Here is a 17,115-nt window from a genome sequence, read left to right as displayed (position 1 = left end):
TCGATATGACGCATTTCGCGGAACCAACCGAAACAGAGATTGCTCGTGCCAAGTTGCCTCATGATATTTTTCTAAGCAACCTGATTGGCAATCATATTCTGGTGTTTACCGCGATATCTACGTTTGGTCCAACGTATATGAAGTATTTATTCCTGGTGCCATTAATTTCTTTTTTGGCACTGGGATATACCTACTGGCGATCGAGTCGGGTCAAACGTGAAGAGGGTGAGTTTGTCTGGGCACATTGGCAAGTAGCACGTCGTTGGAGTCGTTTTTTTATGATGATTCTTCTACTGCTTGTCAGCGTGTCGACCCTGGGTGTGCTCGGTCATATGCATCTTGGCATGATGAAAGAAGCTGTCTATGCCATGATCGGTGGTCTGGGAATTTTGCCAACGCTGGTCAGTGTATTGGTGTTGATTGTTATTGAGTCTGATTCTTTGCATCATGCAAGGATGGGAACGCTGCCGAAATGGGCATTAAAACGGTTTTTGAATATTGATTCTGCACCAAGTCAGGACGATTAACGCGACTATCTAATTTAGTGGTCTCGATATTTATTTGACGACAACAGAATGAATTACTTTGTCGTATTCAAACACCACCTCAAACTTTGCATACTCCCAACGCGTAATTGGCGGCTGTCCGACGGCTGGACGAATGGTATCTGGTTCCCCAAACTGTTCTTTTACCTGAACCATTGTCATTCCTCGGGTGGGCCGGACAATGCCTGAGGGATCATTAGCTACCTCATAACTGGGATCCGTAATGGAAATCACTTCTGCCTGACAGAGGTTGGTAAAAAACAATAATGCGGTGCCAATAATTAGCAGAGAACGGTTTGCCATAAACGTTTCCTTATGTCTTTGTGCAAAAAGCATACTATGCCTATATAAATAGCTCAATGAGACTGTTGAGATAACGTTGCCCCTTTTCTGTCGGCCGAATTCTCTCGATAGTATGTTGCAATAATTCTAACTGTTCAGCTTTTTGCATAGCCTGTTTTATTGTAGAAATTGGCACGCCAGTATGTTGCTGGAAAAGCGGTGTGGGAACGCCATCAAGCAAACGCATCGCATTCAACATAAATTCAAATCCAACCTCATCCTTGCTGACGAAAGTTTGCTCAAGCAATCCCGCTTCTGTGCCTGCCGTATCGATATATTTCTGTGGCTGTTTTTGTTTAACACGCCGTTGAATCTGTTGTGGAGAAGCACTGCTGATTTTGCCATGAGCACCGGCACCAATGCCGATATAGTCACCATAGCGCCAGTAGTTAATATTATGGCGGCATTGATGGCCTTTTTGAGCGTAGGCCGAGGTTTCATACTGCATATAACCCGCTTCAGCCAGACTTGCCTGATTGGCAAGCTGCCAGTCATAAATTGGATCGTCATCCGGAAGACTCGGCGGTTGAGCATAAAACAGCGTATTAGGTTCTATCGTTAATTGATAATAGGAGATATGTGGTGGAGCCAGGGCAATGGCAGTTTCAACATCATGCCTGGCTTTTTTCTCATCCTGTCCGGGCAAGCCAAACATCAGATCCAGATTAAAACTATCAAACCCTGCCTGATGAGCATATTCCACGGCTTTGATTGCTTGCTTGCTGTCATGGATACGGCCCAGTGCCTGTAGTGCATCCTGATCAAAACTCTGGATACCAATACTCAGCCTATTGATACCGACATCACGATATTCGCTGAAACGACCCGCTTCTACAGTACCTGGATTGGCTTCTAAAGTAATTTCAGCATCATGTTGCAAGGGCAGTAAGGCACGGACTGAAGAGAAAAGCCGATCATATGCTTCTGCTGAAAATAAACTGGGTGTGCCACCACCGATAAAGACCGTATTGATCGAGCGTCCCCAAATCAGGGGTAATTCTTGTTCCAGGTCACGTATCAATGCATCAATATAGGCCTGTTCTGGCAGTGATTGATGATTATCATGAGAGTTAAAGTCACAGTAGGGGCATTTACGCACACACCAGGGCACATGAATATAAAGGCTAAGAGGCGGTAAGCTTGTAAAGTTGAACATTATTGTTGTTCCGGTTCCCAGCCTGACATCCATTTATCCAGATTGATAATGACGGGGGCTTTTCCATTTTCATAAAACCACGAGTCTACGGCATAACGGATCTGCGTTTGCGTATCAATCATCGTTGCCGTGTTGTGTGGCGCCTGACCCTGAAAAATACCTCGTGACATACGTGAAGCGGTAGTATGCCATGTTAAAACACCGGCATTTTCAAGCATACGCAGATAGACACTGGTATTGGTGGCCTCATCAACACAGTCCATCTGACCATAACGATTAGACGCTATCTGGTTACGAGCTAAATCATGCTGGCTGCTAATCTGTATTCCGACCAGAAATTCTAAACTGGCAATGGCTTGTTGAACTGCATGACGTTCATCTTCAGCACTGTCGTTGTTGGCAAACAGTGTGAGAATGTTCTGCCAATCCTGCTTATTAATGCTCGCTTCACTGATTTTATAGCAGCTCATGCTGTGACAGACTGAAAAACGATCGGGAGTGGGATGACCAATAAAAAAACGATAATCATTGTCCCATATATCATTCAGGCTCTGACTACTACGGATCGGTTTTATAGGATGCTCAGCGTAAGGGGATGAACAAGCTGATAAAGCTAAAAATAGCGTGATGAATGGAGTCCGGTATCGAAGCATCACATTAAATAGTAGCTAAAAATGTGATCAAAACTGATGGCGATTGTATGGGAATTCTTCCACAAAACGATGCATTGCTTGGCCACGGTGGCTGATCGCATGTTTTTGTTCTGAGCTAAGTTCTGCTGCACTGCAGCCCGTTTCAGGAACAAAAAAGATCGGATCATAACCAAAACCTGCTTCGCCAACGGCTTCTGTCATTATTTGACCTTGCCAACTACCGTGAAATATCAGGGGTGTCGGATCGTCAGCATGACGCATGAAGACAATAACGCATTGAAAACGGGCGCTGCGCTCAGAAGCCGGTACATCTTTCAGTGCGTCTAACAGAGCAGCAATATTGTCTTTATCTGTGGCAGACTTACCGGCATAGCGAGAAGAATAAATGCCCGGCGCACCGCGCAGGGCATCTACTTCAATACCAGAGTCATCAGCAATGGCTGCAAGGCCAGTCTGTTTACAGGCATTGCGAGCCTTGATGATGGCATTTTCGACAAAGCTTAAACCGGTTTCCTCAGCCTCAATGACACCAAGATCGGCTTGCGAGACGATGTCGATTTTGAGAGGGGCGAGTATTTCTGCAAACTCACGAAGCTTGCCTTGATTGCCGGTCGCTAAGACGATTTTTTTCATGATACTGCCAGTACTTCCCGTTGTTTTTCCATAAGCTGACTGATGCCATGACTAGCCAGATCCAACATGGATTGTAATTCTTCAGCTCGGAAGGCATGTCCTTCAGCGGTGCCTTGTAATTCGATATAAGCGCCTGCATCGTTCATGACCACATTCATATCAGTTTCTGCAGATGAGTCTTCATCATAGTCCAAATCCAAAACCGGTGTGCCGTTATAGATACCGACGGAAATTGAAGCAACTTGACCATGTAGGGGACTGGATTTCAGCTTTCTGGTGTTGAGTAAATGGCTGATGGCATCGTGTAATGCAACATAAGCACCCGTGATAGAGGCTGTACGAGTACCACCATCGGCCTGAATCACATCGCAGTCAATGGTAATACTGCGCTCACCTAATGATTTCAGATCAATGGCTGCGCGTAATGAGCGTCCAATAAGGCGTTGAATTTCCATTGTACGGCCGCCTTGTTTTCCTCTGGCCGCTTCACGTTGCATGCGGCTACCGGTAGAGCGTGGAAGCATGCCATATTCAGCGGTCACCCAACCTTCACCTGTACCGCGTAAGAATTGTGGAATACGTTCTTCAACGGTTGCAGTACAAAGTACTTTGGTGTCACCGAACTCTACCAGTACTGAGCCTTCGGCATGTTTGGTGTAGTTACGGGTGATATTGACGTGTCTTAATTCATTGGCTTGACGACCACTTGGACGCATATTCGCTTTTCCTCAGTCAAATTTAACCTATTATACCTGCCCTAAATCACTGCCGCAGATGCTTTTTATCAATGGTTTTCTGTAAGATGTCAGATTAATTCAGAAATAGGACATGATTGTGACACGAAGTATGACCGCCTTTGCCCGCCATGAGGAGCAAACTGAGCTTGGCAGCTTGAGCTGGGAAATTCGCTCAGTAAATCATCGTTATCTGGAAGTGTCTTTTCGTTTAGAAGAAAGTTTTCGTCCGTTTGAAATGGCGATGCGCAAACTGATCAGCGACACGCTGAGTCGGGGTAAGGTGGAAGTCGCATTACGCTATCGTGTGCCTGAGCAAGCGCAGAATGCATTACAAATGAATGTCGACCTGGCTAAAACTGTTATGGAAAACTATCAACAGCTGGCTTCTTTTACTGATAATGCGGCGCCGATTGATATCTTACGGGTGATGCAATGGCCTGGCGTCATTCAGACTGAAAGTCTGGATCAGGATGCTTTACAAGCAACCGTATTGAATTCTTTAAAACACGCGCTGGATGATTTAGTGGCAACCCGCGAGCGAGAAGGTGCAGCGCTGGAACAGATGATTATTCAACGCTGTGAGCAAATCAACGATATTGCAGAACAAACTAAAATTCGTCTGCCAGACATTCTTGCCAGCCATCGACAAAAATTATCAGACCGGATTGCTGAGCTTGAGGTGAGTCTGGAACCCGAGCGGCTTGAGCAGGAAATGGTGCTATTGGCGCAAAAAGCCGATGTGGCAGAAGAAATCGATCGTTTACAGAATCATGTGAATGAAGTGAAACATACATTGAAACGGAATGAGCCTATCGGTCGCCGACTCGATTTTCTGATGCAGGAATTAAACCGTGAAGCCAATACATTAGGCTCTAAATCGATTGATACTGATACCACACGATACTCAGTTGATCTGAAAGTATTAATCGAACAGATGCGTGAGCAAATTCAAAACATCGAATAGTTTTTTTACCCGTCCAAGAATGTCTTAGAAGCCCTGTTATTTGCTTGTAAATACAGGGCTTTTTTATTTTCCCCGTCCATATCGGTTTGCAGATGTCCGTTACCAGTTGCTGTTTAAGTGGTGGGCAAAATGGTGGGCAAGTCCTGTTTTTTTGACTCAATAAGCAAAAAGTCAAGATATCTGGTGAGCAGATTTTTGCATCTATCTCACCACCGCCTTATGCCATCTCCACTTATCGTGCTGCTTGCAGATTGTTCAATCACTCAACTATCGAATCAATCGATAAACAAACAGTGGTGGGCAATGGTGAGCAAATTTTAACGATTTCTTAGGAATATAGAGTAACAAACGATGGCAAAACTAACCGCAACTCAGGTGCAGTCTTATGCTCGCACCGCAACAGCAAACAAAAAATACAGTGATGGGAATGGCCTATATTTTTGCGTAAGAAAATCTGGCATGCCGTATTGGATGCTAAGGTATACCAGCCTAAACGGACGACGAGAAGCCACGCTCGGTCAATATCCAAGCATGACCTTAGCAGAGGCTCGACTTGAATCATCTAAAATGCAGCTACAACTTCAGCAAGGTGAAGACCCATTAGCAATCCGTGCTATTGAAACCATCCCAGAGATCCAAAATGTCAGTCAGCTGTTTCAAGACTGGTATGCCAAAGACTTAAGTCGCCGGTTAAAACATCCAAATATACCCAAACGTGTTTTTACCAAAGAGATTGCCCCCGTGATTGGTCAACTCCCTATCCAAGCAGTGCGGCCAACACATGTGCGCGAAGTATTAGAGCGCATTCGAGAAAGTAACCGCCCTACCATCGCCAACGATACCTTGATGTACATGAAGCAGCTGTTTCGACATGCGATAAAGCTCGACTTAACCCTGAACAACCCAGCCGCTGCATTTACCGTGGACGATGCCGGTGGCGTGGAGTCCAGTAAAGACAGGATGCTCAGCAAAGAGGAAATTCACTACGCCTTCAGTGTGTTCCATACCCATATCAATAGCTTTGGCCGCGATAACTACCTCGCTTGCTGCCTGTTTTTGGTGTTGGGCGTGCGCAAAAGCGAACTATGCGAAGCCATGTGGCGTGAAATGGATTTAACCACGGGCGTGTGGGACCTACCCAAGGAACGAAGTAAAACTGGCGTGCCGATAAGCATTCCCTTACCACGCCAAGCCATTGTCTGGTTTAACGAGCTGCAAATCCGCGCTTGTGGCTCGCCTTATGTTTTCCCTGCCAGACGAGCAAGCCATCGTCCACATATGGGGCCAGATACGCTAAACCGTGCCATTTCTAAACTCTTTGGTCGCGAGCCTGGGCGCAAAAAGCAGCCACCCAATAAAATGGGCAAACTTGAACACTTCACCGTACACGATTTGCGCCGCACCTTTCGCAGCCTTGCCGCCTCTTTAGGCATTGCAGGCAACGTGGCCGAACGCTGTCTTAACCATAAGCTAAAAGGCGTTGAGGGCATCTACGACCGCCACGATTACTTTGAAGAGCGCCGTATTGCCCATCAAACCGTGGCTGATGTGGTTGAACCGCTGGTGAACTTTGAGCCCGCTTCACAGCACAACACGAGAGGGCGTTAACATGCAACTGATGATGCGACTCGCCCCCATTACCTTTCCAATAGCCATGCTGGCAGGCCTTGGCTGGTGTATTGGCATTGTTTTACTCGAGCAATCTCATGGCGCAGGCTACACACTTACCCGATATTGCCTGACGACATTGGTGGTTCTCGCCCCGTGGCTGACGCTAAAACTCACGTTCTACGTGATTGTCAGCCTAGGACGTAAACTAGGACTCATACCGCCTGCACGCCCAACGTATAGCCTAGGTTATGAAGAATCCCTCTATTGGTTCAGAGTATTGGCGTTCTTCGATGGCAAACGCAGCCGTATGCCAAAAAAGCCAATCAGGCGAAATTAGCAAGCCCCCATTTGCTCACTTACTGTGGGCATTTGGGACAATGGGGCAACACTTGATACCACAAGCTTTAGAAGGTGAATAAGAGGAGTTTGAACCGCCCCAAGGAATGGGGCAATCGGGGATGCTATAAGAACTCCTAACCGCATCAAAAATGCCAAACTTGCAAAAGTCCCAATATGGGACTAACATCTGTTTATGAGAATTATCGCACTATCAACCTTAAAAACATTTTGGGAAGACAGCCCAGAATACATTGACGCGAAAGAGCCAACGTTAGCGTGGTATAGGCATGCATTAAACGCTGATTGGGGATCACCGGCGGATGTGAAACAGGACTTTAGAAATGCCAGCATCCTCAAAGATGGGCGTGTCGTGTTTAACATTGCCGGTAATAAATACCGATTAGTCGTTTGGATCAATTATGCCTACAAGGTGGTTTACATACGGTTTATCGGCAGCCATGCACAATACGATAAAATTGATGTGCAAACGATTTGAAGCCAAAAGGTAGTAACAAGAGGTAAATATAATGGACATCAGACCTATTAAAACAGATGCCGACTACCGCGCGGCATTAAACGACATCGAAAACCTAATGATGGCGGAGCCAGATACCATTGAAGGCGAAAAGCTGGACATTTTGGTTACGTTAGTCGAGGCCTACGAAGCAAAGCATTTTCCAATGGATTTGCCAGACCCTGTTGAGGCAATAAAGTTTGAGATGGAGCGCAAAGGCTTAACGGTTAAAGATCTTGAACCCATGATAGGTAAAAGCAATCGTGTTTATGAAATCCTAAACCATAAGCGATCACTCACGCTAAAAATGATTTGGAAACTTCATGAAGGGCTAGGTATTCCAGCAGAGTCGCTGATCAAGCCGCCGCAAGTTCGCGCTTCATAGTGCTTCGAATCAAAATTAGTTTGTTATGAATGATGCTCGCTACCCAAACATTTCTGCTATTGATAACAGGCTAGCTGAGCTTGAAAATGAAAAGCAGCAGCTTCTCGCATTAAGAGAGACTTTGCGTAGCGCTCAAAACGAGCGTTCAGTACAGACATTCACGCCAGCACAAAAGGTCGCCCTGTTCAGACAACGATTTCGTGGACGAGAGGATATCTTTGCCAATCGTTGGCAAAACCAACAGGGCCGAAGTGGCTACTCCGTAGCCTGTGATAATGAATGGGTAAACGGGGTTTGCAACAAACCCCGCATTAAATGCCAAGACTGTTCACACCGAAAGTTTAGCGAACTAAACGAGCGCATTATTTACAGGCACCTTGCCGGTCATCAAGTGGTGGGACTGTATCCCTTACTGAAAGATAATACGTGCTATTTGTTGGCAGCCGATTTTGACAAAGGCTGTTGGCAAGAAGAAGTCAAAGCAATGTCTAAAGCGTGCCAAGCGTTTGATATTCCCCACGCGATAGAAATCTCGCGTTCTGGCAACGGGGCGCACTTATGGATCTTTTTTGAAACCAATATCCCGGCGAACCAAGCTCGGGCACTGGGTTTCGCTTTGCTTGATAAAGCCATGGAAATATTTCCAAATCTATCGTTTGACTCCTATGACAGGCTCTTTCCTAACCAAGATGTACTTCCTGAAGGCGGGTTTGGCAATCTCATTGCGCTACCACTTCAAAAGGAGGCTCGCCTTTCAGGCCGTAGTTGCTTTGTTGACAGTGATCTGAATGCCATCGATGATCAATGGCAGTACCTTGCTGGGCTTAAAACGCTCACTCAGTCGAGTATTGATCAACTCATAACAACCATTTCACCCAATACCCTATTGCTGTCCGAACAAGGGCTAACAGACAACCGCCCTCCTTGGGAAATCACGGCCAAAGCCGCACCAATAAAATTAGAGTCTTTGCCGAAAAACGTGACCATTACCTTGGCCAACCACATCTACTTTTTGATGAACGAGTTACCTGGGCCACTACTGGCAGGACTAAAGCGATTAGCGAGTTTTTCTAATCCTGTGTTTTTTAAAACACAAGCGTTGCGCTTTTCAACCCATGATATTCCAAGGTTTATTTCCTGTGCTCGTATCGAAAATGGTTATCTCGCACTACCGCGAGGCTGTCTCGATGACGCGATTGCTTTGCTACAAGAACATAATCTTTCTCCACTATTTGTCGATAAGCGTGAAACCGGCAAACCATTATTGAAACTTAGCCCCGAGTTCACTTTGCGAAAGAACCAGCGTGACGCAGTGGCCGCAATATCTAAACACGACTTTGGTATTTTGCATGCGCCCACCGCATTTGGAAAAACGGTTACAGCCATTGGTATGATCGTAAAACGCAAGGTAAATACCCTAATACTGGTTCATAGCCGACAACTACTCGAACAATGGCAAGAGCGCTTACGCACGTTCCTACCCGAAGTAACCATTGGCAGTATAGGCGGAGGTAAAAGAAAGCCGAGTGGCATTATCGACATAGCCACCTACCAAAGCTTGGTCAATAAAAAAGACAACTCCATCACGCCTCTCATCCAAGACTATGGCCACATTCTTGTTGACGAATGCCACCACCTATCTGCACCAAGGTTTGAAATGGTACTCAACGAAGTAAGATCAAAATATGTGTTGGGCCTAACAGCAACACCTGAGCGACAAGATGGTCATCAAAAGATCATTTTTATGGCGGCAGGGCCCATTCGCTACAAAGTGAAACAAAGCCCTGATGAGCAATTTACTCAAATCGTGATGATTCATCAGCTCTACGATATACCGCCAGCTGAGCTAATAAAAACAGATGAGCGCCCAAAAATAAGCGATGCCTACCGCTGGCTCGTCGATAACGAACAGCGCACGTCAAAAATCGTCTCAGACGCCTACGAGTGTGTTCAAAATGGCGGACACCCGTTAGTCCTTACAGAGCGTAGAGAGCACGCAGAGTACATACACTCACGACTTACAGAGATGGGTATAAGCACTGTCGTACTAAAAGGCGCCATGAAAGCTGCCGAACGCAAGAACGCTGGCAATCATCTGCAATCGGCTCAAGTCGTCGTCGCAACAGGAAAATATGTAGGCGAAGGATTTGACCTGCCAAGACTTGATACGTTGTTTTTGGCCATGCCCATCGCATGGAAAGGTACATTGGCCCAATATGCTGGTCGTATTCATCGTGAATCGGAAGGCAAAACACAAGTCACCATTCACGACTATGTAGACTGCGCCCTCCCTATGCTGCAACGCATGTTTAAAAAACGCGAGAAAAGCTACAAGGCAATGGGGTATGCCCTTGATTACATTGATGGCAACAGTAACAAGCAACCTTCACTGAAGTTGGAAAACGCCTCTTCATCAAATACCAAGTCAAATTAGCAAGCAGCACTTCGTTAAACACTTCCCCATGCCTTTACCCCCTTACGCCAAAACCACTATCCGTTTGGCTTTTGGATCGAAACGCCAAACAGGGAAATTAACCCATTTACTGTTTGGCTTCTCGATTGAAATCCAACGCTGGTAGGCTTTGCCAATACTGGCTCAAAGCAAGGTTTGGCACTTTTTTCGCCCTAAACCAACCTCGACTCCAAAGTACAAACCGTTTGATTTTTTAAACCCAGAATGCAAACGATCGTTTGGCGTCTCGATTTTTTTGCACTAGCCAAATGCCGCCAAACAGCACTGTATTGGACTATGTATATCAAACAATTAGCCACGCACAGGTCATCAAAAAAACCGTTTTGACTGGTTAGTTTGATGGCCATTTCTTTCATCTATTTCACCACTGAGTCTGCATCCGACGACTGAAAATAGACGGCATGAAAAACCAACAAGGTGATAAGTGACGTGTTATGGGCAAGTGGCAACGATTGGAATAGAGAATGGATACAACAGGTGGTCGCTTTACTAGTTGGGCATGGCGCGTTTACCCTCTACCCAGCACTAAGCCAGTGCGAGAATGCAGCCGAACGTTTAACCCGCTGGCTGATACATCAACTGCCTCGCGTTAAACAAGCACACCCTGGCTGCCCGATTCACCAATGGCTGAACAGCATTGGCGCACAAGTGATCGTGGAAAAGTGGCAAAGCCCCGAGCAATGGCCAAACCTGTATTGGTTGCCTTTACCTGAGGTTGATGGCCACGCGCAAGGCGGGCTAGTTTTGTTACCGGCACATTTATTACCGACAGACAGGAATGACACAAGTCAAACCAACACATTGCAAGCAAACACGCCCGCCAACGCCTGTATCTTTTGGTGCATTTCGCCTTTGTCTAAAACAGCAAAGCGCGCTACCTTGCACCCCAAACAGCAAAACCGCGCCTTTTGCCTGCCCAGTTCGCCGGAGCAAATAGGAAATTCATGCACAGGGTTATTACTGAGAGGTTTGAGAAAAGAGAGCCAAAAACGAAACGGCAACGTGATCAGCCACCAGATCAACCTAGCGCTGCTACACCATCTTTGTGGGCCGGAGAATGATGTTTGGATTAAAGCGAATTTTGGTGCCGTAACTCATTACGGTACCAAAAATTAGAAGCCTGAAAAAAGAGTAACCCCTCACAGGGCGCTGATCTAACGGGTAGCGGGAGGGGTGTTGTTGGTGCGATTTTAATATTAACAATGCTAAGTGGCCATATATTCGTACCATCTCGTGTAGAACCACGAAATGGTCAGTAATATCCGTTAATACCCCAGTTCACCTGCATTAAACAAAACCAAACCTTAGTAAATCCAATTATTATGTGCTAAAGGCATTCGGTTTAACAAATCACGGCGCTCTCGCCAATCGGGAAGTAGCTTGTCCATATACCCCTTGAAGCGTTCATTGTGATTACGCTCAAGCAAGTGCACCAATTCATGCACTAGGATGTACTCCAAACACTCCGGTGGCTTTTTAGCAAGTTCTAAATTCAGCCAAATACGCCTGGCCTGCGTGTTGCAGCTGCCCCACTTGGTTTTCATCTTTTTGATTCCCCAATCGGCAGCTGTAACGCCGATCTTATCTTCCCAAACAGGCAATAACTCAGCGATTCGCGCTTTAAGCGCATCTCGATAATATGAGCTCAGTACCAGCGCCTTGTTCTCAAGCGTTGTTGCGAGATTGACATATAAATGCAATCGACCACGACCTAGCTTGATTTCATGCTTTCCGGAACGCTCAATAAGATTCAGACGGTAACGCCTGCCCCACAGGTAATGACATTCACCGCTAACCATTGCTCGATCAGATTGGCGAGGTTGTTTGGCAAAATCACTCTGCTGTTTCTTGATCCAAGGAATGCGGCTGATCACTGCCATACGGATTGCGGTTTCTGTCATAGATTCAGGAGCAGAAACACGCACACGCCCATCAGGTGGCAACACGCTGATATGAAGGTTTTTAATTGCCTTACGATTTAACTGCATCGCAATAGAACCAATTTCTACCTTAGGCATCAATGGTACTCTTTTTGCGCTTTTGCCAATTCCATTACACCCTGAATATCCACCTCATACCCCGTCGTTTCTTCTCGCACCGCATTGGCAATTTCTCGCTCCTTAAATCGATCTCCCACCCAATCCGCTTTTTTGGTATAACGAATGGCACTATCTATTTTGGTAGCCAGCAATTCATCTTGACCAAAATTATCGTAAAACGCGCGTTTTGGATTAGAGTCCATCGATGGCGGATAGTTAGCCGCTGTCTGCTCCGGACGTATAACCTTACGAGATAGCTCGCGGATTTTTTCCAGATACTCTTGATATTCAATCGCTTTTTGGCGACGAAGCTCAATCAGCTCATCCAATAACACCGACATTTGCTCGTAATACTTAGGGTTAACCGGGTTTTCATCAACGATGGTTTTACGCACGTTATTTTCGATGGTTTCGGCCATGGCTTCCTGATTCTTGCGAATACTCTCAGGCAAAGCCTCCACGGCATCAGCGCCTTTTTCGACAATGAGCTCAATAAGCCCCAGCTCTTCGAAATCCATCAGTACTTCGCTGTCATCCGCACGAATATACATATCTAACAAATGGCGCATCGCAGGCTCAAAGCGTTTCATTTCTACCAAATCGCCACTGGCCAGTTTTACTTCGTCACGGACTTTTTCAAAATGAGCCACTTCAGCTCTTATCAAGTCTACATCTTGCGCGCAATAGCCTGCATCAGGCATTTCATTGGCGATATTGGCGAACGCACGCAGCAGTTTGGCAACGTTCTGATAAAGCGTTAAACGCAGTGCTTCTTTCTCGGTGAGCTCGTCTTGGTTCAGACCTGACTTACCACAAAAATAATAAATGTAGTCTTCCGTATTGCGTGGCGCTTTTACCGGCTCACACAAGGCGCGCACCATTTCCAGCGCATTATCCAAATCGAGCTTAGCTTGCTCTAAACGATCTTTCAGCAGCCCTGCAACGTCTTCCTTGTCATAACCATCAAATGCGCCTTGAGTATAATCAGAAATCGCTTTATCCAACGAGCGGAACAGATCTTTGTAATCAATGATGTAACCGTATTCTTTATCATCGCCATCCAAGCGGTTCACGCGGCAAATGGCCTGAAACAGATTGTGATCAGCCATCTGTTTGTCGATATACAAATAGGTAGCCGAAGGGGCGTCAAAGCCAGTCAGCAATTTATCGACCACGATGAGCAAACGCATTTGTCCTGGTTCATCAATAAATTGCTTTTTAACTTCTTTTTCAAACTCTTCAACCCGGTTTGCAGCCTTGTCTTCCGGTTGCTCGAAGTAATCCGCAAGCATTTTGCGGTAAATATCGTATTTAAAGAGCTTTTCCGTTAAACCTTCACCGGTTTCTTCCCCTTTAATGCTTGCAGCAGTCGGCTGAAAACTGGTGACAATAGCCACCTTACCGGCTAAATCTGTTTGGCTGAACATTTCATAGGCTTTACAAGCCTGATAGACGCTGGAGCAAACCAACATCGCATTGCCATAACCATCCATCAGGCGTGGCTTAGTGTCCATATCCAGCAAAATATCATTCACAATCTGCTGCAAACGCGATTTACTGGACAGCACCTTTTGCATGGTGCCCCATTTCTGTTTCAACTGGGTTTTCGCTAATCGAGATAAGCCGCGAGTTTTGGCTTCAAACCATTCATCGACCTTTTTCTGCGAAGTGACGTTTTGGTCGATGTCTCGTGCTTCGTAGCGTAAATCGAGCACAACGCCATCGGCCACAGCTTCATCAAACTTATAGGTGTGAATGTAAGGGCCAAATACCTCAACCGACTTTTTCTTGTCTTTCTTCATCAAGGGGGTGCCGGTGAAGCCGACAAACATGGCTTCTGGCAGGATGGACTTCATCGCTTCGTGCAACTTGCCCGATTGAGTACGGTGACACTCGTCCACAAACACAAACAAATCGCCTTTGGCTTTAAAGTCCGATGGTAGCGATTTCTTTAACTCGGCAATAAACTCATCCGTCGCGGTATCGTTTTCCGAATCAGACTGCCGACCAAATTTATGGACTAAAGAGCACACCAACCAAGGGTTGGGCTGGTTGAGCGTCGCCACCAAATCGGCACCGCTTTTGGTGCGATAAATATCTTCCTCAACACCGGTGAATACTTTTTCAATCTGCTCATCCAGCTCGGTACGATCAGTCACGATCAATACACGGGCGTCTTTGACATTTTCACGTATCCATTTGGCCAGCCATACCATAGTGAGGCTTTTACCAGAACCTTGCGTGTGCCAAATAATGCCGCCTTCTCGCCTTGCGATATGGCGTTTTGCCGCTTCAATACCAAAGAATTGATTGTGGCGACAGGTCTTTTTTATACCCGCATCGAAAACAAAAAAATCATGGATGATTTGTAGCAAGCGCGCTTTGTTACACACGCGGCTCAGGTGGAAGTCGAGCTTATGCACATAAGGATTGGCAATGTCTTCCTTCCACTCAAGGTAGTGTTTTTCAGGCGTTTCAATGGTGCCGTAACGCAGTCCTTGCGTGTCGTTACCCGCCATCACCAATTGCATGCTTGTAAAAAAGTTACGAATAAAATCTTTCTTCTGATTATCGAGGTTCTGGCGAATACCTTCAGAGACAGACACCGAAGAGCGTTTTAGCTCAATCACACCAAGCGCGATACCATTGACATACAACACAATATCTGGACGTTTTTTATTCTCGCCCTTGATAGAGACTTCTTCGGCAATGGCAAAATCGTTTGCTTCTGGGTTTTTCCAGTCAATCAGCCACACAGTTTCATTAAGATGGCCAGCACCTTCTTTGTCTTTCACGCCGTAACGCAGCAAGCGATAAACCTCTTTGTTGGCGTAATAGAGCTTTTTACCTTCGCCCAGCGCTGCTGCCGTATCCAATTGGCGAATAGCACGATTGATCAACGCCTCGCTGACACCACGCTTTTTTAACCAATCAACGAGGATATCCACTTCAATATTTTTATTATTAGCGCGATCCTGCCAATCGCCTAAATAGCGATAGCCTAAGTCAGTTTGAAAAAACTGAACGATACGATTTTGGGTAGCGCGCTCACGCTGACCAACGTTACTCATCCTAACCTCTAATCAATTCGAAGCTTGTTCCCCTTGCCAATCAAGCAACGATCAAGCAAATTTTATCCATTTAAATCAATAAATTACTACCAAACCAGTTAGATTCAGCACCACTCAGTCAAGCAACGATCAAGCAAATTACGCCCAACAAGGCACATAACGCATAGCTTTCGTTCCAGCGTCTGGGTCATAGGCTCTGATCAACCCTGCGTTCACGGTGTCTTTTATCACTCGACTTACCTGAGCTTGATTCTTTTGTTCGATACCAAAGCGTTCACGTAGAGAAGCATTGTTCATATGCTCACGGTTCACATGTCTTAAACAGCAATGCAGATAGCACGCACGAATGCGATCCTCTTTGTCCATTTCAGCAAACTCTTTATGGCCAAAGAGCACCGATCGAGTATGGTTTTGAGTCATCTCAAATATCGGCGCAGGCAGTTGATAGAACTCCGTTTGCGAAACGACCTTATCAATACCCGAACCACGCTCTTCACAAATGTTTACCCGCCGCATAAAAGAAGCCAGCGCCTCGTTACGACTTTGTGGCGGTGAGTCTAAAAATCGCTCCGTCGCAACCAAAGGAGTCCCCGGGTTAACGATTTCCATTCGAGCCTCAAAGACTTCAATCAAGGGGCCAGTACCGGTTAAAGAAAAATCCTGATGTATAATGGCGTTAGCCACTAGCTCACGAATCGCTAATTCAGGGTACATTGGCACTTCTTTGCGAAACGCTTTTCCTATTTCCTCATTTGACGGCAATAACGTTTTTAAGTAATCAATCAGCCCCTCAAAGCCAACCGCATACCCTTTATTGCCTTCAATTTCCCGAACAGTTTCAATTCGGCTATTGCCTTTATACTGAATTAAACGGACAGCCTTGCGGCTTAGATGAGCAAAGTTTTGCAGCTTCTTTGCGAATAAGATCGCACCAAGATTTGTAATATTCCATTGCCCGCCTACGGAAGGCTGAATCAACTTATCGGCTTTTAACGCTTCCAAAATCCCACTGCGGTTGTCAGGCAAGGGGAACCCGGTTAAATCAAAATAGGCTGGGTACTCAAGCAGCCTCAATACTTCTTCGGATGAGATATTGCTTGCGGCTAGTTGTTGCTCAAAAGGCGTTTTATCAAAGGCTCGCCATAAGGCTCGCTCTTTTTCCGGAAACTCTTTGAGTTTTTTCTTATAAGAACCACTGCGAATAAACTCAACACCGTCAAATTGAACAGGATTGTGCGTGGCTGGCTGTATTTCTAAGATCACCACGGCCAATTCTTCGAGTTCACCCGCCAGAAACTCATAAAAGCGAAAGTGGATTTTTGGCTGCAACTTTTGCAATAACCAGTTTTCAATTTCTTGTTGTTTATGTTTTTGCTGTGATGGTTTAAACGTTGTACCAACTACTTGATGGGAATCATCATCGACACCAAACACCATGTAAGCACTTTGTTTGCCAATCAATGCAGCCGAATTGGACAACGCCGATATATATTCACCGATTTTTTCAACATCGGCATTGCGTTTAAACTCAACCCATTCTGTCTCGGTAGGCAATGAACAGAGCTCTTTTAATAACCCCTGCAACTGTTGCGATGTCATATCAACGGGCATGGTAATCTCCAAGTACGCTAAGCTTTGCCATACAGAATGGAG

General features: G+C 45.8%; 16 protein-coding genes. 8 read left to right on the top strand and 8 right to left on the bottom strand.

What is annotated here, in order from left to right; translation table 11 throughout:
* Positions 1–5: 5 nt before the first annotated feature.
* Complete coding sequence (locus tag QQL60_RS09550) at positions 6–527, top strand: hypothetical protein (RefSeq protein ID WP_284450954.1); 522 nt, start codon at positions 6–8, stop codon at positions 525–527.
* A gap of 30 nt (positions 528–557) precedes the next feature.
* On the opposite strand, the gene QQL60_RS09545 is transcribed toward QQL60_RS09550, so the two are convergent.
* From QQL60_RS09545 to rph, 5 genes are all read right to left on the bottom strand, one after another.
* Positions 558–848 (bottom strand): hypothetical protein, encoded by a 291-nt coding sequence (locus QQL60_RS09545; RefSeq protein ID WP_273180279.1) that lies wholly within the window; start codon positions 846–848, stop codon positions 558–560.
* A gap of 40 nt (positions 849–888) precedes the next feature.
* Entirely contained in the window at positions 889–2,043 is a 1,155-nt protein-coding gene (hemW, locus tag QQL60_RS09540) for a radical SAM family heme chaperone HemW (RefSeq protein ID WP_284723173.1), read from the bottom strand.
* Positions 2,043–2,513 carry a hypothetical protein gene (locus QQL60_RS09535; protein WP_284723172.1) on the bottom strand — a complete coding sequence of 157 codons (471 nt, stop codon included), beginning with the start codon at positions 2,511–2,513 and terminating at the stop codon, positions 2,043–2,045. The genes hemW and QQL60_RS09535 overlap by 1 nt, the downstream gene beginning before the upstream one ends.
* A gap of 210 nt (positions 2,514–2,723) precedes the next feature.
* The gene (gene rdgB / locus QQL60_RS09530; protein WP_007146801.1) at positions 2,724–3,329 is read right to left on the bottom strand and encodes an RdgB/HAM1 family non-canonical purine NTP pyrophosphatase; all 606 of its coding nucleotides are present in this window, start codon (positions 3,327–3,329) and stop codon (positions 2,724–2,726) included.
* Positions 3,326–4,045 carry a ribonuclease PH gene (gene rph, locus QQL60_RS09525; RefSeq protein ID WP_007146800.1) on the bottom strand — a complete coding sequence of 240 codons (720 nt, stop codon included), beginning with the start codon at positions 4,043–4,045 and terminating at the stop codon, positions 3,326–3,328. Before rph ends, rdgB begins: the two co-directional genes overlap by 4 nt.
* 130 nt (positions 4,046–4,175) lie before the next feature.
* On the opposite strand from rph, the gene QQL60_RS09520 reads away from it, so the two are divergent.
* The 7 genes from QQL60_RS09520 (at position 4,176) to QQL60_RS09490 (ending at position 11,468) form a co-directional block, all read left to right on the top strand.
* Positions 4,176–5,030 (top strand): YicC/YloC family endoribonuclease, encoded by an 855-nt coding sequence (locus tag QQL60_RS09520; RefSeq protein ID WP_284723328.1) that lies wholly within the window; start codon positions 4,176–4,178, stop codon positions 5,028–5,030.
* A gap of 351 nt (positions 5,031–5,381) precedes the next feature.
* A complete protein-coding gene (locus QQL60_RS09515) occupies positions 5,382–6,638 on the top strand; it encodes a tyrosine-type recombinase/integrase (protein WP_284723171.1) in 1,257 nt (418 codons plus the stop codon).
* Position 6,639: 1 nt separating this feature from the next.
* Positions 6,640–6,978 (top strand): hypothetical protein, encoded by a 339-nt coding sequence (locus QQL60_RS09510; RefSeq protein ID WP_284723170.1) that lies wholly within the window; start codon positions 6,640–6,642, stop codon positions 6,976–6,978.
* Positions 6,979–7,173: 195 nt separating this feature from the next.
* Complete coding sequence (locus tag QQL60_RS09505) at positions 7,174–7,476, top strand: type II toxin-antitoxin system HigB family toxin (protein WP_001926661.1); 303 nt, start codon at positions 7,174–7,176, stop codon at positions 7,474–7,476.
* A gap of 31 nt (positions 7,477–7,507) precedes the next feature.
* Positions 7,508–7,879 carry a helix-turn-helix domain-containing protein gene (locus QQL60_RS09500; protein ID WP_000354813.1) on the top strand — a complete coding sequence of 124 codons (372 nt, stop codon included), beginning with the start codon at positions 7,508–7,510 and terminating at the stop codon, positions 7,877–7,879.
* A 25-nt stretch (positions 7,880–7,904) separates the two neighbouring features.
* Complete coding sequence (locus QQL60_RS09495) at positions 7,905–10,313, top strand: TOTE conflict system archaeo-eukaryotic primase domain-containing protein (RefSeq protein WP_284723169.1); 2,409 nt, start codon at positions 7,905–7,907, stop codon at positions 10,311–10,313.
* 468 nt (positions 10,314–10,781) lie between these two features.
* Entirely contained in the window at positions 10,782–11,468 is a 687-nt protein-coding gene (locus tag QQL60_RS09490; protein ID WP_284723168.1) for a hypothetical protein, read from the top strand.
* Between the two features lie 188 nt (positions 11,469–11,656).
* Here the strand turns inward: QQL60_RS09490 and QQL60_RS09485 are convergent, their stop codons facing one another.
* The 3 genes from QQL60_RS09485 to QQL60_RS09475 form a co-directional block, all read right to left on the bottom strand.
* The gene (locus QQL60_RS09485; protein ID WP_284723167.1) at positions 11,657–12,370 is read right to left on the bottom strand and encodes a M48 family metallopeptidase; all 714 of its coding nucleotides are present in this window, start codon (positions 12,368–12,370) and stop codon (positions 11,657–11,659) included.
* Complete coding sequence (locus tag QQL60_RS09480; RefSeq protein WP_284723166.1) at positions 12,370–15,462, bottom strand: type I restriction endonuclease subunit R; 3,093 nt, start codon at positions 15,460–15,462, stop codon at positions 12,370–12,372. Before QQL60_RS09480 ends, QQL60_RS09485 begins: the two co-directional genes overlap by 1 nt.
* A gap of 138 nt (positions 15,463–15,600) precedes the next feature.
* A complete protein-coding gene (locus QQL60_RS09475; protein ID WP_284723165.1) occupies positions 15,601–17,073 on the bottom strand; it encodes an ATP-binding protein in 1,473 nt (490 codons plus the stop codon).
* Between the last annotated feature and the right edge of the window lie 42 nt (positions 17,074–17,115).

Source organism: Methylophaga thalassica (assembly GCF_030159795.1).
GTDB lineage: Bacteria > Pseudomonadota > Gammaproteobacteria > Nitrosococcales > Methylophagaceae > Methylophaga > Methylophaga thalassica.
The sequence above is the reverse complement of the archived record's forward strand: the minus strand, read 5'-3'. Positions and strand labels throughout refer to the sequence as shown.

What these genes read in the sequence shown, in the direction of transcription:
- QQL60_RS09550 (WP_284450954.1), top strand. Translation starts at nt 6, where the DNA reads ATGACGCATTTCGCGGAACCAACCGAAACAGAGATTGCTCGTGCCAAG.
- QQL60_RS09545 (WP_273180279.1), bottom strand. Translation starts at nt 848, where the DNA reads ATGGCAAACCGTTCTCTGCTAATTATTGGCACCGCATTATTGTTTTTT.
- hemW (WP_284723173.1), bottom strand. Translation starts at nt 2,043, where the DNA reads ATGTTCAACTTTACAAGCTTACCGCCTCTTAGCCTTTATATTCATGTG.
- QQL60_RS09535 (WP_284723172.1), bottom strand. Translation starts at nt 2,513, where the DNA reads ATGAGCTGCTATAAAATCAGTGAAGCGAGCATTAATAAGCAGGATTGG.
- rdgB (WP_007146801.1), bottom strand. Translation starts at nt 3,329, where the DNA reads ATGAAAAAAATCGTCTTAGCGACCGGCAATCAAGGCAAGCTTCGTGAG.
- rph (WP_007146800.1), bottom strand. Translation starts at nt 4,045, where the DNA reads ATGCGTCCAAGTGGTCGTCAAGCCAATGAATTAAGACACGTCAATATC.
- QQL60_RS09520 (WP_284723328.1), top strand. Translation starts at nt 4,176, where the DNA reads ATGACCGCCTTTGCCCGCCATGAGGAGCAAACTGAGCTTGGCAGCTTG.
- QQL60_RS09515 (WP_284723171.1), top strand. Translation starts at nt 5,382, where the DNA reads ATGGCAAAACTAACCGCAACTCAGGTGCAGTCTTATGCTCGCACCGCA.
- QQL60_RS09510 (WP_284723170.1), top strand. Translation starts at nt 6,640, where the DNA reads ATGCAACTGATGATGCGACTCGCCCCCATTACCTTTCCAATAGCCATG.
- QQL60_RS09505 (WP_001926661.1), top strand. Translation starts at nt 7,174, where the DNA reads ATGAGAATTATCGCACTATCAACCTTAAAAACATTTTGGGAAGACAGC.
- QQL60_RS09500 (WP_000354813.1), top strand. Translation starts at nt 7,508, where the DNA reads ATGGACATCAGACCTATTAAAACAGATGCCGACTACCGCGCGGCATTA.
- QQL60_RS09495 (WP_284723169.1), top strand. Translation starts at nt 7,905, where the DNA reads ATGAATGATGCTCGCTACCCAAACATTTCTGCTATTGATAACAGGCTA.
- QQL60_RS09485 (WP_284723167.1), bottom strand. Translation starts at nt 12,370, where the DNA reads ATGCCTAAGGTAGAAATTGGTTCTATTGCGATGCAGTTAAATCGTAAG.
- QQL60_RS09480 (WP_284723166.1), bottom strand. Translation starts at nt 15,462, where the DNA reads ATGAGTAACGTTGGTCAGCGTGAGCGCGCTACCCAAAATCGTATCGTT.
- QQL60_RS09475 (WP_284723165.1), bottom strand. Translation starts at nt 17,073, where the DNA reads ATGCCCGTTGATATGACATCGCAACAGTTGCAGGGGTTATTAAAAGAG.